13 protein-coding genes are annotated in these 14,533 nt (G+C 36.7%); 8 read left to right on the top strand and 5 right to left on the bottom strand.

What is annotated here, in order from left to right:
- Positions 1-60: 60 nt before the first annotated feature.
- The 6 genes from proS to C1631_RS13520 all read left to right on the top strand — a co-directional run bounded on the left by proS (position 61) and on the right by C1631_RS13520 (position 7,384).
- Positions 61-1,536 (top strand): proline--tRNA ligase, encoded by a 1,476-nt coding sequence (gene proS / locus C1631_RS13545; RefSeq protein ID WP_109712731.1) that lies wholly within the window; start codon positions 61-63, stop codon positions 1,534-1,536.
- A 116-nt stretch (positions 1,537-1,652) separates the two neighbouring features.
- Entirely contained in the window at positions 1,653-2,987 is a 1,335-nt protein-coding gene (locus C1631_RS13540) for an OmpA family protein (protein ID WP_103249328.1), read from the top strand.
- 113 nt (positions 2,988-3,100) lie between these two features.
- Positions 3,101-4,438 carry an Nramp family divalent metal transporter gene (locus C1631_RS13535; protein ID WP_109712729.1) on the top strand — a complete coding sequence of 446 codons (1,338 nt, stop codon included), beginning with the start codon at positions 3,101-3,103 and terminating at the stop codon, positions 4,436-4,438.
- A 106-nt stretch (positions 4,439-4,544) separates the two neighbouring features.
- Positions 4,545-5,081 (top strand): nucleotide exchange factor GrpE, encoded by a 537-nt coding sequence (locus C1631_RS13530; RefSeq protein WP_109712727.1) that lies wholly within the window; start codon positions 4,545-4,547, stop codon positions 5,079-5,081.
- Positions 5,082-5,183: 102 nt separating this feature from the next.
- Positions 5,184-6,305, top strand: a complete 1,122-nt coding sequence (dnaJ, locus tag C1631_RS13525) for a molecular chaperone DnaJ (RefSeq protein WP_109712725.1) — start codon at positions 5,184-5,186, stop codon at positions 6,303-6,305.
- 71 nt (positions 6,306-6,376) lie between these two features.
- On the top strand, positions 6,377-7,384 hold the full coding sequence (locus C1631_RS13520; protein ID WP_109712723.1) for a hypothetical protein: 1,008 nt from the start codon (positions 6,377-6,379) through the stop codon (positions 7,382-7,384).
- A 60-nt stretch (positions 7,385-7,444) separates the two neighbouring features.
- On the opposite strand, the gene C1631_RS13515 is transcribed toward C1631_RS13520, so the two are convergent.
- A complete protein-coding gene (locus C1631_RS13515) occupies positions 7,445-8,329 on the bottom strand; it encodes a DUF808 family protein (RefSeq protein WP_109712721.1) in 885 nt (294 codons plus the stop codon).
- 155 nt (positions 8,330-8,484) lie between these two features.
- Between C1631_RS13515 and C1631_RS13510 the strand changes: the two genes are divergently transcribed.
- Both C1631_RS13510 and C1631_RS13505 read left to right on the top strand, forming a co-directional pair.
- Positions 8,485-8,976, top strand: coding sequence for a tetratricopeptide repeat protein (locus C1631_RS13510; protein ID WP_228441230.1), 492 nt, complete (start codon positions 8,485-8,487; stop codon positions 8,974-8,976).
- 25 nt (positions 8,977-9,001) lie between these two features.
- Positions 9,002-9,871 (top strand): alpha/beta hydrolase, encoded by an 870-nt coding sequence (locus C1631_RS13505; protein ID WP_228441227.1) that lies wholly within the window; start codon positions 9,002-9,004, stop codon positions 9,869-9,871.
- 41 nt (positions 9,872-9,912) lie between these two features.
- On the opposite strand, the gene C1631_RS13500 is transcribed toward C1631_RS13505, so the two are convergent.
- The 4 genes from C1631_RS13500 to C1631_RS13485 form a co-directional block, all read right to left on the bottom strand.
- Positions 9,913-10,608 (bottom strand): DedA family protein, encoded by a 696-nt coding sequence (locus C1631_RS13500; RefSeq protein ID WP_109712711.1) that lies wholly within the window; start codon positions 10,606-10,608, stop codon positions 9,913-9,915.
- Between the two features lie 87 nt (positions 10,609-10,695).
- On the bottom strand, positions 10,696-11,808 hold the full coding sequence (prfB, locus tag C1631_RS13495; protein ID WP_109712709.1) for a peptide chain release factor 2: 1,113 nt from the start codon (positions 11,806-11,808) through the stop codon (positions 10,696-10,698).
- Between the two features lie 128 nt (positions 11,809-11,936).
- Positions 11,937-13,052, bottom strand: coding sequence for an NAD(P)/FAD-dependent oxidoreductase (locus tag C1631_RS13490; protein WP_109712707.1), 1,116 nt, complete (start codon positions 13,050-13,052; stop codon positions 11,937-11,939).
- Between the two features lie 40 nt (positions 13,053-13,092).
- Complete coding sequence (locus C1631_RS13485) at positions 13,093-14,451, bottom strand: AAA family ATPase (protein WP_109712705.1); 1,359 nt, start codon at positions 14,449-14,451, stop codon at positions 13,093-13,095.
- Positions 14,452-14,533: the final 82 nt, after the last annotated feature.

Here is a 14,533-nt window from a genome sequence, read left to right as displayed (position 1 = left end):
AAATAGATTTTTATTTTTAGATAACAATATTGTACAAAAGTTAAAAAATTTTAAAAGATAATGGCAAAATTAACCTCAAGAAGCGAAGATTACAGCAAATGGTATAATGAGCTGGTTGTAAAAGCTGATTTAGCTGAAAATTCAGGTGTGCGTGGATGTATGGTCATCAAACCATATGGTTATGCAATCTGGGAAAAAATGCGTGATGAAATGGATAGAAAATTCAAAGAAACAGGTCACGTTAACGCATACTTCCCGCTTTTTGTGCCCAAAAGCTTGTTTGAGGCCGAGGAAAAGAATGCAGAAGGTTTTGCAAAGGAGTGTGCTGTTGTCACTCACTACAGATTGAAAACTGACCCTGATAATCCTTCCAAACTAATTGTAGATCCGGATGCTAAACTGGAAGAAGAACTGATTGTTCGTCCTACTTCTGAAGCAATCATCTGGAATACGTATAAAAACTGGATTCAATCTTACAGAGATTTACCTATATTAATCAACCAATGGGCAAATGTTGTACGTTGGGAAATGAGAACACGTCTGTTTCTGAGAACAGCAGAATTTTTATGGCAGGAAGGGCATACAGCTCACGCTACAAAAGATGAAGCTATCGAAGAAGCAGAAAAAATGAACAAAGTCTATGCAGATTTTGCTGAAAACTTCATGGCAATACCTGTTGTTCAGGGATTGAAAACTCCTTCCGAGAGATTTGCCGGTGCCGACGAAACCTATTGTATTGAAGCATTAATGCAGGATGGAAAAGCACTTCAGGCAGGAACCTCTCACTTCCTGGGCCAGAATTTTGCAAAAGCATTTGATGTAAAATTCACCAACAAAGAAGGTAAAATAGAACATGCATGGGCAACATCATGGGGAACCTCAACCCGTTTAATGGGAGCTTTGATTATGACTCACTCTGATGATTTCGGATTAGTATTACCTCCAACACTGGCACCGATTCAGGTGGTTATCGTTCCTATCTTTAAAGGAGAAGAGCAGCTTAACCAGATCAGTGAGGTAGCTTTGGATATTCAGGCAAAGCTCAAAGCGAAAGGTATTTCTGTGAAATTTGATAATGACACCCAGAATAAACCGGGATGGAAGTTTGCAGAGTATGAATTAAAAGGTGTTCCTGTAAGAATTGCAATGGGACCAAGAGATCTTGAAAATAACTCTGTAGAAATTGCAAGAAGAGACAACCTTACCAAAGAAGTTCGTTCTATTGAAGGCCTGGACTCTTATATTGAAGAATTATTAAAAACAATCCAGCAGGATATTTATAATAAAGCGTTCAACTTCAGAAAAGAAAATATTACGAAAGTAGATTCTTATGAAGAGTTCAAAAAGGTTTTAGAAGAAAAAGGAGGTTTCATCTATGCACATTGGGATGGTACGGAAGAAGAAGAAGAGCAGATTAAAAATGAAACCAAGGCTACTATCAGATGTATTCCTTTAGATAATGATATAGAAGAAGGGATTTCCCTTATCTCTGGAAAACCGTCGAAAAGACGTGTATTATTCGCAAAAGCGTATTAAAAATTTTAATAATTTTTAAAAACTTCATTAATTTTTAAAGAAATATTCAAAAAAAAGTGACATTTGGACAGATTTTTGTTTAAATTTATCTCAACATTAATCTAAAAAAATTTATTATGTCTTTAAATGTCATTGATTTAATTAAAGGACAATTAGGTCCCGCTTTGGTTTCACAGGCTGCATCACAGTTTGGAGAAAGTGAATCAGGAATCTCTAAAGCAATTGGTGGCTTATTGCCTGCTGTAGTGGGTGGATTAGCCAATAGCGCAGACAACCCTGGGGTTGTGGATGCTATTACGAAAGCCTCTTCAAGTGGAATTCTAGGAAATTTATTAGGTGGATCATCTAACAATCCTATTATTACCGGTTTATTATCTTCACTATTTGGAGATAAGATAGGAGGATTAGTAAACTCCATTGCCAGTTTTTCAGGAATCAGCAATAACTCTGCAGGTTCTTTGTTAAATCTGGTAACCGGAGCGACGGTAGGCACTGTAGGAAAGTACGCAGCAGACAATAATTTGGGCGCTTCAGGTATTTCCAGCTTACTGAATGACCAGAAAGGCATTATCTCTTCTTTATTGCCGGCAGGTCTTTCTTTAGCTTCCTTTGGATTAGGAGCTGAGAATTGGTTTGGACAGGCTAAGGAAACTGTTTCTTCGGTAACTTCTACAGCTAAAGATAACATCGCTGAAGGTGTTGCAACAGCTAGAGAAAATGTTTCTGAAGGAGCAAGAGAGATTAGAGAGCAATTTAATAACAACAATAATAACAATCAAGGCGGAGGATCAATCTGGAAATGGTTACTTCCGCTTTTATTGTTAATTGCAGCCGGATATTTCCTTTGGAAGCAATGTGAGAAAAAGCAGACGACCACGACAACAACGACCACTGATTCTACAGGAACAGCCGGATCTTCTGTTGATTCTTCTGCTACAACCACTCCATCTGCTACAACTACAGCACCTGCAGCTAAAACCGATGAAAACATTGACCTTAACGGTGTGATGTTAAAAGGGTATAAAGGTGGTATGGAAGATCAGATGATTGCCTTCCTGAAATCTGACGGTTATAAAAATGCAGCTGATGATTCAGCGCTGAAGGATAAATGGTACGATTTCGACCATGTTAACTTCAAAATGGGAAGCTCTACTGATCTGGAAACAGGTTCACAAGGGCAATTGGATAACTTAGTAGCTATCCTTAAAGCTTTCCCGGATGCTAAAATCAAAATCGGAGGGTATACCGATAAAACAGGAAACGAAGCTTCTAACGTAAAATTATCTCAGGCAAGAGCTGATTTTATTAAAGCTGCTTTAGGAAAAGCAGGAGTTGGAGCACAAGTATTAGGAGCAGAAGGATACGGTAGCAAATTTGCTAAAGTAGACGCTAAAGCTTCTGATGCTGAAAGAGCTGCGGACAGAAAAATGTCTGTAAGATTCGCTAAATAATCTTTAGAATCAATAAAAATAGAATCCCGGAAAGTGTTTTCCGGGATTTTTTCTTGCTTTGATTTTTGTGTTTACATTTATTTAATTAAATTTGTTAGTCATTTCTAACATTTATGAATTTCAATTTAAAAAGCGCTTGGCGACGAGATAAAACAGACCATTCATTATCAGAGGTTTATTCATCCATAAAAGTTCCTAAGAACGGATCATTCTGGAGAAAATATCTGGCATTTACAGGCCCTGGTTTAATGATTGCTGTGGGATATATGGATCCCGGGAACTGGGCTACTGATATTGCCGGAGGGGCTCAATTTGGGTATACCCTTCTTTCAGTGATTCTAATTTCCAATATTTTTGCCATGGTTTTGCAGCATTTATCGGTAAAACTGGGCGTTGTTACAGAAAGAGACTTAGCCCAGGCCTGCCGGGACCACTTTAGTCCTACGACCAATTTTATTCTCTGGATATTATGCGAGATAGCCATTGCCGCCTGTGACCTTGCCGAGGTGATAGGTTCTGCTATTGCCCTCAATTTATTATTCCATATCCCTCTTACCTGGGGAATTGTAATCACGACTGTGGATGTTTTGGTCATCCTTTTACTTCAGGCAAAAGGGTTCCGATGGATAGAAAGTATCGTGGGTGGTCTTATCTTTATTATTCTGGCATGCTTTGCCTACGAAATTGTCATTTCAAGACCTGCCTTCAATGAAATCCTTGGAGGATTGGTTCCTCAAAAAGAAATTATTCAGAATCCGGCAATGCTATACATTGCAATCGGAATTCTTGGAGCAACCGTAATGCCCCACAATCTATACCTTCACAGCAGTATTATTCAGACCCGTGATTATACCCGTGACAGAGAGGGAAAAAAGGAGGCTATCAAATTTGCTACTTTAGACAGTACTGTATCATTAATGCTGGCTTTTCTCATCAATGGAGCGATATTAATCCTGGCAGCTGCCACATTCCATACTACAGGGAATGAGCATGTGGCAGATATTCACGATGCCTATAAAATGCTGACCCCTATTTTGGGAGCTTCTATGGCGAGTATTGCGTTTGCTATTGCCTTATTGGCATCAGGACAAAATTCAACACTTACCGGAACTCTTGCCGGGCAGATTGTAATGGAAGGTTTTCTTAACATCAGACTTAAACCTTGGCTAAGAAGATTAATTACGAGACTTATTGCTGTTATTCCTGCATTAATCGTTGCTATTCTTTATGGTGAGAAAGGGACAACAGAATTATTGGTTTTAAGTCAGGTTATTTTGTCTATGCAATTAAGTTTTGCCGTAGTTCCATTGGTGATGTTTACCAATGATAAAGCCAAAATGGGCGAATTTGTTAACAAGCCTTTCTTAAAAGTTTGTGTCTGGATTATTTCTTTTATTATCATTATTTTAAATCTATATCTGTTATACCAGACATTTACCGGAGAACAATAAAAACATCAAAATTTTCAACTTTCAATTTTCATTCTCTGCCTTAATGTCCTGATTTTTTCATTTGGCAGACCTTTTGTCAAACAATTCAGTAAATAAATATTGAATTATGGAAAACCAGGATATTAACGAAGAAAGCATCAATAATCAGGAAGAAAACAATGTTCAGAACGAAGCAACATCTCAGGACAATGTGACAGCAACTCCTTCTGCTGAGGAACTTTTGGCAGAAGAAAAAGACCGTTACATCAGATTGTATGCTGAATTCGAAAACTATAAAAAAAGAACGTCTAAAGAAAAGATGGAATTCTTCCAATATGCCAATCAGGACATGATGGTTTCTATGTTGGGGGTTTTAGATGATTTTGAAAGAGCATTAAAAGAAATTGCTAAAAACGGAAATGCGGCTGATTTACAAGGAGTAGAATTGATCTATCAGAAATTCAAAAATAAACTTACTGAAAAAGGACTACAGGCAATGGAGGTAAAAGCTGGTGACAGTTTTAACGTTGATTTCCATGAGGCTATCACTCAAATCCCTGCCCCATCAGAAGACTTAAAAGGAAAAATTGTAGACGTTATTGAAACAGGATATACTTTAAGTGATAAAGTAATTCGTTTTGCAAAAGTAGTAACAGGAAACTAAAATTCATAAATGATAAATGATGAGTGATAATGGATGAATATTTCACTTATTAAATTTTAAAATATCTTTTATCATTTATCAATAATCAATTATAACATTGTCATGTCAAAAAGAGATTATTACGAGGTTCTCGAGATCAGTAAATCTGCATCATCCGACGAAATAAAGAAGTCATACCGTAAAATGGCCATCAAGTATCACCCGGATAAAAATCCAGGCGACAAAGAGGCTGAAGAAAAATTTAAAGAAGCAGCTGAGGCCTATGAGGTATTAAGCGACGATCAGAAACGTGCAAGATATGACCAGTTCGGCCATGCCGGAATGGGAGGAAATGGCGGTTTCGGAGGTGGTGGCTTCGGAGGCGGAATGAACATGGAGGATATTTTCAGCCAGTTTGGAGATATTTTCGGTGGTGGTGGTTTCGGTGGATTCGGTGGTGGTGGCGGAGGACGCCAGCAGGTGAAAGGTTCTAATTTAAGAATCAGAATCAAGCTGAATCTTGAGGAAATGGTAAACGGAACTCACAAAACCATTAAAGTAAAAAAAATGAAGATGGCCGAAGGTGCCACTTCAAAAACATGTCCTACGTGTAACGGTTCCGGTGTTCAATTGAAAGTAATGAATACAATGTTTGGTCAGATGCAGACTCAAACAACATGTTCTACTTGTCAGGGAATCGGAAAAGTTGCAGATAAAATTCCGGCTGGTGCCAATGCACAAGGTTTGGTAAAAGATGAAGAGGAAATCACAATCAACATTCCGGCAGGAGCCAGAGATGGAATTCAGCTTAATGTAAGAGGAAAAGGGAATGATGCTCCTTTTGGAGGAACTCCCGGAGATCTGTTGGTGATTATTGAAGAGGAAGTAGACCAAACAATCAAAAGAGAAGGCGATAATCTTCACCAGGAATTGTATGTTTCATTTGCTGAAGCAGCTTTAGGAACTAAGAAAGAAATTCCTACCGTAGGCGGAAAAGTAAAAATTACGGTTGATCCGGGAACACAATCCGGAAAAATCCTGAGACTTGCCGGCAAAGGACTTCCTAGTATTGACAGCTATGGAAAAGGTGATATGTTTATTCACATCAATGTATGGACTCCACAGAAGCTTACGAAAGATCAAAAAGATTTCTTCGAAAAGCAAATGTCCAGCGGAGAAATGGTTGCAGAACCGTCCGGAAAGGAAAAAACTTTTTTTGATAAAGTAAAAGATTTATTCAATTAATACAAGAGACCTTAGGGTCTCTTTTTTAATGACCAATTTTGTATATTAGTTTTCTACAAAAAGTGTTGAAAATGAGAAAAATATACTTTTTAATCATACTCTTTATTTTTCAATTAAAAATATTTGGCCAGCAAGACGCAGACGGTGAGTTCAATAGGGCAACAAGTCATTGGTTTTCCGCATGGACATTGGTTTATAAGGACATTTATAAAATTAACACGCTACAACCTGTACAATTTGTATTCTTTGATGAAAAATACATATACTCTACCTCTTCTATTTCTGTAGGGAATGGTGAATCTATAAATGGTCCTACTCTTTTAAATCTAAAATTATCCTGGAAAAGGGCACTTCATCATGACACCCTTACTTTACCGGATAGAACAAAAGTACCCGTTGGAATATTGTCATTCGCTTCAGAGATCCCCGACAGTAACCATCAATCTTTTTTTGTAATGCCTTTGCCAGGTTTTTGGAAAAAAGCAGGAATTCAGAGTAAAGAGCTTGGACTGGATAACTTAATTACCGGTGTTTTTATTCATGAATTTTCTCATTCACAACAAATGGAGAGTTTTGGAACAAAAATCACACAGTATGAAAAGAAAAATAACTTCGGAACAGAGTTTAGTGACGATATCGTTCAGAATATTTTCAGCAAAAACAGTGAGTATACTGATCTTTATAATTATGAAGTCAACAGTTTTTACAACAGTATTTCTGATGGAAAGCTTAATAAAAAAGAGGTATTAAAAGGATTAAATTTTATGGAGCGAAGACAAAAGAATTATTTTAAAAATCAATACCGGAGTCTATCCGAAATTGATGATCTATTTCTTACGATGGAAGGTCTTGGACAATACTCCATGTATCTATGGCTCATTGATCCCAAAGGAGGTAAAATTGATAAAAATATCGCTATTGAAGGGGTTAGGCGAAATAAAAAATGGTGGTCACAGGATGAAGGGTTTGCTCTTTTTTTAATTTTAGAACGATTAAGAAAGCCCGGGACCTGGGCAAAAACAATGTTTGGAACAAAAACAGCTACAGTCACAGAATTGATACATTCAAATTTAAGATAATAAATAGAGAATCCAGCTTCCCATGAAGCTGGATTCTCTGGTTATTTAAATATCAATTATTTATTTCTTTGTTACCAGCGAATAGATTCCTTTCCCCACTGTAAATACAGCCACAGCTGCCAATCCGCCAACGACTCCAAGCGTAAGCTTTTTCAAAACATCCGGCCAGGTTGGAAGTAATCCATGAAAAAATTCTATTCTATGTAAAAAAATTTCACCAGCAACCATTATTAAGGCAATTGTTCCTACGACTCCTAATATTTTAATAACAATAGGTAAAGCTTTCACTAATACATGCCCAAGCTTCCCGAAAAAACCCTTATCGTTACTTTTCTTTATTAATTTAAACCCTGCATCATCCATTCTTACGATCAAAGCTACAATTCCATAAACTCCAACAGTCGCAATAAATGCGACCAAGCTCGTTACTAAAATCTGTGTAATGAAAGGATGGCTTTCTTCCAATACGGTTCCTAAAGCAATAATAACGATCTCGATTGATAAAATAAAATCCGTTGTAATTGCCGATTTTACTTTCTGTTTTTCTATTTCTTCAGAACTTTTTTCTTCTTCTACAATTTCCTCTACAACTTCATGCCCCTTTTTGGCACGATGAAAAAGAAATTCTATTATTTTTTCAACTCCTTCAAAGGCCAGATAGAATCCTCCAAGGATCAATACATAATTAATAGCCGGAGCATACAACCAATTGAGTAAAAAAACGATAGGAAGAATGATCAGTTTATTGATAAATGATCCTTTGGTGATAGCCCATAGAACCGGAATTTCTCTGGAAGAGAGAAAGCCTGTGGCTTTTTCTGCATTTACAGCCAAATCATCCCCCAGAATACCTGCTGTTTTCTGTGTAGCTATTTTACTTGTAACTGCTACATCATCCATCAATGCTGCAATATCATCCAAAATTGCAAAAAAGCCTGATGCCATATTTTAATAATTTTTTAATCTTTGTTAAGTTCAGCAAAAATAAATATTTAATTCCGTTTTTAGATTCATAATCTGACAATAATTTTGAAAATTATAAGAATAATTAGGCAATGCTCAGCTTTCAATATTTTATATCTTTGTTTAAAATCTATACAATGGATGAAAACTGGGAAACCCAATTACAGAGTATATGGCTAAAACTTGGAACAATAAGCAATGAAGAGTTTATTCATCAAATTAAAAATCACACAGAATTACTAACGGATTCCCAGGCTATTGCTGATTTTGAAAAAGCCTGTGCTTTTGACTCCAGCGGATATGAAAAGGAAGCAGAACCTTTGTACAGATCATCTCTGGATAAAGGATTATCAGGTTTAAGGAGAAGAAGAGCCAGAATCCAGCTTGCGAGTACTTTAAGAAATAATGGAAAAATAGAAGAAAGTATTCATATTTTAAGAGCAGAAAAAGCCAATTATTCTGATGAACTAAACGATGCAGTTGACTCTTTTTTAGCCCTTTCTCTTTCTTCTGCAGGAAAGTACGAGGAAGCGCTATCATTAACTTTAAAAGCAATTTCTCAACATCTGCCCAGATATAACCGATCGGTGTACAACTATGCAAATGCTATGCTTAAAGAATCGCTCTAATCTATTATTTCCTTATTTTTACCTTATGAAAAAACTCATTCTCAGGTATCATTTTTTCATTATAGGATGCTTTAGTTCTTTGCTTCAGTCCTGCAATACAAAATTCAGAGTTTGGGTAGGCCCAGGAGGCCAGCAGAAAGTCTATAATTTAAAATACGGAGAACATAAAAGACAGAAAATGGATATTTTTCTGCCTAAGGATTATCCCGTTGATTCTCCTGTCGTTCTTCTGGTACATGGAGGCGCATGGACGCTGGGAAAAAAGGAACATATGATACAGGTTCAGAAAATGCTTTTTAAAAATAATATTCCGAGCATTAATATGAACTACAGGTTGGTATCCGGAAAAAAGAAAATAACATATAAAGAACAGCTCGATGATATTTCTTTAGCAATTGACCGGTTTAATTCTTTAACTGAAAAAGCGGAGCTCCTTCCCAATAATTATATTATCCTTGGAGAAAGTGCAGGTGGACATCTTGCTCTGTTATATGGCTACAGGCATCCTGACCAGATCAAAAAAATCATTTCTTTAAGTGGACCTACAGATTTTTACAGCCCTCAGTATTTACATTCTTTTTATTCCAAATATACTTCACCAACGATTCAAAAAATGGTAGGTACCTCGTTTGACCGCAAAAATATTTCCGAAGCGTTTAAGGAAGCCAGCCCCATTGCCAATATTACCAATGTTCCTACTTTGCTATTTCAGGGAAATAAGGATTTCTTAGTGAACCAGCATCAGGGAATTGCGATGGATTCTGCTCTTACCCAATTGAATGTTCCACATAAATTTATCTTTATGGAAAGAACAGGCCACGTTCCAAGATTGTTCAGTAAAAGAAAAAGAGACAGTATTATATATCCGAATATTCTGGAATGGATAAAAAAATAACCTGCTAAAAGCAGGTTATCTATTCTATTTTTGTTTATTTCTTATTCAAAGTCGTTGTTTTCATACTTGGATAAATCATCTTTTTTTCCAAACATAAATTTAATGATCACCGGAAGTGTTGTTATTAATACAATCACAATAATGATGTATTCCAGTTTTTCCTTTAAATTGATTCCAAACTGTTCCATGAACAATTTATCCAGATAATGACCTGCAAAGATCAAAAGGAAAGACCATAGCACAGCTCCGATAATATTATCTCTTAGAAACTCTTTTTTGTCCATTTTAACAATCCCGGCTACAATGGGAGTAAATGTTCTTACCACCGGTAAAAATCTTGCCATAATGATTGCTAATGCTCCATGTTTTTCAAAGAAGTCGTGAGCCTGGTACAGGTATTTTTTCTTAAAAAGCATTGAATCTGGTCTTTTGTATAAAGCAGGTCCTGCTTTTCTACCAAAATAATACCCTACCTCATTTCCGATAATTGCAGCTAATGCTACTCCGGAAGCCAATAATGTTGTATCTAAGAAGTCGCTCCCTGTGGAGCCAAATGTCTCTTTGATGATTTCAACAGCATAAATTCCCGAAACGAACAGTAATGAATCTCCAGGTAAGAAAAACCCTACAAAAAGACCCGTTTCAGCAAAAACAATAAATAAAATCAACCAAAACCCTCCCATTTTAATATAAAATTCCGGGTTTAACAAATCCTTCCAGCTATTGAAATCTTCCATATATATCGATGTTCAACAAAAATAAGTCTAAAATGTCTGAAACAAAAATTAATTATAAGATTTTAACTAAAATTCAGACATGATATATTATAGGTTAAGATCATCATCTGAAACCGCTGTACCATCGGCCATCAGGAAGGCTTTCAGGAAAGGGGTAATATTTCCGTTCATCACTGCATCCACATCCGAAGTCTCATGACCTGAGCGTACATCTTTTACCAGTTTGTAAGGATGCATGACGTAGTTTCTGATCTGACTTCCCCACTCAATTTTCATTTTGTTGGCTTCAATCTCATTTCTGGCTCTCATACGTTCTTCAAGCTCCATTTCATAAAGTCTTGAACGAAGGAGCTGCATTGCTTTTTCTTTATTCTGAAGCTGAGAGCGGGATTCGGAATTTTCAATGATAATTCCGGTTGGAGCGTGACGAAGACGTACCGCTGTTTCTACTTTGTTTACGTTCTGCCCACCTGCTCCGGAAGACCTCATGGTTTCAAAGCTGATATCAGCAGGATTAATATTGATTTCTATGGTATCATCCACCAAGGGATATACATACACAGAAACGAAACTGGTATGGCGTTTTGCATTACTGTCGAAAGGCGAAATTCTCACCAATCTGTGTACCCCGTTTTCTCCTTTCAGATATCCAAAGGCATATTCGCCTTCAATTTCTAACGTAACGGTTTTTACCCCAGCAACCTCCCCTTCCTGGAAGTTGAGTTCACGGATTTTATATCCTTGCTTATCAGCCCACATCGTATACATTCTCATCAGCATGGATGCCCAGTCACAGCTTTCCGTCCCTCCGGCTCCCGCAGTAATCTGAAGAACTGCAGAAAGCTCATCTCCTTCATTGGAAAGCATGTTTTTAAATTCCAGGTCTTCAATTTTTTCAATTAATTGCGGAAAGATTTCATCGAGCTCTTTTTCAGAATCCGGATCTTCTTTGGCAAAATCTGCCAATACCTGAAGGTCTTCAAACTGGGTATTGATTTCTTCATACTCTTCCACCCACTTTTTCTTGGAACGAAGCTGCTTCAGAAATGTTTCTGCTGTTTTAGGGTTATCCCAAAACTCTGGTGCCGCCGTTTTTTCATCATCATTGGCAATTTCTATCTTCTTTTTGTCAATCTGAAGGTATCTGTGTAAATCTTCAATTCTGGATTGAACATCTTTTATCTGGTCGTTGTTGATCACGAATATTTCTTTTATGCAAAAATAAGGATTTCTTTTTGAGTGGAAAGCGGTCGAGTGACAGAGTTGGAGGGTTGGAGCGTGTTAGAGTTTTCGGATCTGTTATTTATCTGTCTATTATCTACTCTTCATCATATACTGTTTATCATCTCAGCAACCATTTCCCCAATCTTAGGTGCCAAAGCTACTCCCATTCCTGAAAGTCGCACAGCGCAGAATTGTCTTTCTGAAACTTGTTTTACAACAGGTGTTTTCTCTGTTCCCATTGCCATTATTCCGGACCAACGCAAAGCAATCGTAAAGTCTGTTTCAGGTATGATCACTTCTTTTAAGAAATTCTCTAAATGATTTTGTAGAAACTCAGTCGTTTCGAATACTGTTGTTTCTTCTGTTTTAAAATCGCGGTTTCTTCCACCTCCTAACAACACCCTGTTTCCAAGATTGCGGAAGTAATAGAAACCTTCGTCGTAATGAAACGTCCCCTTTAATTTTAAATCTTCAATAGGCTCTGTTAAAAGGATCTGCCCACGGGCCGGAATTATCTCTCCTATTTCTAAGAATCTTTCACTAAAGGCATTCGTACAATAGATTACCTGATCAGATTGTACGGAAAGATCTCCTGAAAGATGAACCTCTACTTTATCCGGATTTTCATCAACCTTTTTAACTTCTGTTCCGAATAAAAATTCAACTTTGAGTTCATTACATTTTTCCAGAAGTTTCTGCAATAACTTTCCGGAATGCAGGCTGCCTTCACATTTATTTTCAATCAGAAATTGAGATTTCCCCAATCCAAATTCACTTATTTTATCTTGTTTAAGAGTATAGGTTTGATCAGATCCTGTTATGGCTTTTAATTTTTCATTAACCGAATCGAGATCGTGCAGAGGTTGATCATCATTTAAAATTTCATACCCTCCATTGAGTTCAAAGTCTATTTCATCACTTTTAAAATAGTGTCTGATCTTCTGAAGCCCGTCAAACCTCATCTTCACCAACTCTAATGTTTTATCCCAACCCATTTTCTGAGAATCTGCAATCACTTCCGTCAGACTGCCAAAGCAGGCAAAACCGGCATTTCTTGTTGAGGCGCCAAGTGGAATACAATTTCGTTCAACCACCAGTACTGATTTTCCGGGATATCTTTCTTTAATAGATATCGCCGTCCAGAGCCCGGAAAATCCGGCCCCTATAATGATAATATCTCTCTTTCGGTAAAAAGTTTCAAGTTCCCAGATGCTGTTCATGAGTAATGAGTAATTAGTGATGGAGCAACATGAACATTCTCTATTTCTTTTTCTTTTCCTCTTCTTCGTTGTGTGAAAAACCAATTGCTCTTCTCGGTTCCTCTACAACTTTATAGGTTTCAAGCTCAACTTTAAGTGCTTTGATTCTAAACTGAAATTCATCAAAATTATTGATAATGACATCGGCTAAAAATCGGGCTACCTGATCAAGATATTCTCCGGTAAGCTTTCCTGCAGCATCCCTCAAAGCAGCATTAAGGAGATTCTGATCAATTTTAAGTTTTTCATTTCTGTTTTTTTGATACAGATTTTTAATTCTTTTTTTAAGGCTTTGAGTAAAATCAATCAACATCGTATTGCTAAAAGCCTTCATTTTTGATGCAATTTCCTGCCAGAAAGGGACTTTATCTGCTTTATTATTTTTAAGAATTTTATATAACAATGAATCTTCTTCAAGACCGCGAGTCATCGCATATAAGATAATTTCTGAGCGCTCTGAAGCATTGGGTGGAAAGATAGGAATCATCACATCAAATCTTCCGGGAGCAAGAATCTCTTCATCAATTTCTGACACAGAATTGGCAGATCCCACCATCAACACATTTTCTTTTTCAAATTTTGCGATATAATGAAGAACAAGTTCCTGTGCTTCAAGATTACAGGAAGCAATATCTGTTTCTGCTTTTCTTTCCATCATAATTTCATCAAAATCATCAAGAAAAAGCAGTATTTTATTTTCTTTGAGCATAGACAGGAGAAAGTCGCTGAAGTTAACTTCATTTCCATCAACAAAGGAAGTTCCTAAATAATGTTTTTTAACTTCTTTGAATTGGTAGCCTATAATTTCAGCAATCTTATTGGCCCAGAAAATTTTTCCACTTCCGGGAGGACCGTACAATACAATTCCTGCAGGTTTATTGATCCCCCAATCTTTGATCTGCTGTGGATTTAAAAACGGCTCCAGTACCGCAGAGGTATAGAAAAAAAGGTCTCTGTACCCTATAAAATCTCTTTTTTGCAAGCTTGTTTTATGCCCGAAATAATCGTAGACAAACTGATAATTTCCTCCAAGCTTATTATCAATTCCATAGCTTGAGATGGAGGATTTGAAAAAACCATTATCAAAAATATTGGGACTGTTCTCTTTAATGGCTTTTTCTATTTTCTCTTTAGGTTGATTGATGACTTCAGCGATCTGCTCTACCGTTTTATTTTTATCAAGATCTTTTTCATATAATCTTAAGAAATCCAGGTTCTCACGGGCAAATTTTTCAAAATCTTCTTTCACTTCGAAATTTGTACTGATACAGTCTACCAATTCAAGGTCAAAATCCTGTATAAATTGTTTTATAGCTTCTGCAGAAACATTCAGTTCTTCTGCCAGTTCAATTAACTTCATAAATCCTTATTAGTTCTATCAAATGTAATATTTTAATCTTAAAAATATAACGAAAACCCTATTCTTTTTCGTGACTGTTAAT

It is taken from the genome of Chryseobacterium phosphatilyticum, from assembly GCF_002899825.2.
Taxonomy (GTDB): domain Bacteria; phylum Bacteroidota; class Bacteroidia; order Flavobacteriales; family Weeksellaceae; genus Chryseobacterium; species Chryseobacterium phosphatilyticum.
Note: the sequence above shows the minus strand (reverse complement) of the source record. Positions and strands in the feature narration are given on the sequence as shown.

Bases quoted from the DNA above. Each gene is read 5' to 3' on its own strand.
- proS (WP_109712731.1), top strand. From the start codon at position 61: ATGGCAAAATTAACCTCAAGAAGCGAAGATTACAGCAAATGGTATAAT.
- C1631_RS13520 (WP_109712723.1), top strand. From the start codon at position 6,377: ATGAGAAAAATATACTTTTTAATCATACTCTTTATTTTTCAATTAAAA.
- C1631_RS13530 (WP_109712727.1), top strand. From the start codon at position 4,545: ATGGAAAACCAGGATATTAACGAAGAAAGCATCAATAATCAGGAAGAA.
- C1631_RS13540 (WP_103249328.1), top strand. From the start codon at position 1,653: ATGTCTTTAAATGTCATTGATTTAATTAAAGGACAATTAGGTCCCGCT.
- C1631_RS13535 (WP_109712729.1), top strand. From the start codon at position 3,101: ATGAATTTCAATTTAAAAAGCGCTTGGCGACGAGATAAAACAGACCAT.
- C1631_RS13510 (WP_228441230.1), top strand. From the start codon at position 8,485: ATGGATGAAAACTGGGAAACCCAATTACAGAGTATATGGCTAAAACTT.
- C1631_RS13485 (WP_109712705.1), bottom strand. From the start codon at position 14,451: ATGAAGTTAATTGAACTGGCAGAAGAACTGAATGTTTCTGCAGAAGCT.
- C1631_RS13490 (WP_109712707.1), bottom strand. From the start codon at position 13,052: ATGAACAGCATCTGGGAACTTGAAACTTTTTACCGAAAGAGAGATATT.
- C1631_RS13500 (WP_109712711.1), bottom strand. From the start codon at position 10,608: ATGGAAGATTTCAATAGCTGGAAGGATTTGTTAAACCCGGAATTTTAT.
- dnaJ (WP_109712725.1), top strand. From the start codon at position 5,184: ATGTCAAAAAGAGATTATTACGAGGTTCTCGAGATCAGTAAATCTGCA.
- C1631_RS13505 (WP_228441227.1), top strand. From the start codon at position 9,002: ATGAAAAAACTCATTCTCAGGTATCATTTTTTCATTATAGGATGCTTT.
- C1631_RS13515 (WP_109712721.1), bottom strand. From the start codon at position 8,329: ATGGCATCAGGCTTTTTTGCAATTTTGGATGATATTGCAGCATTGATG.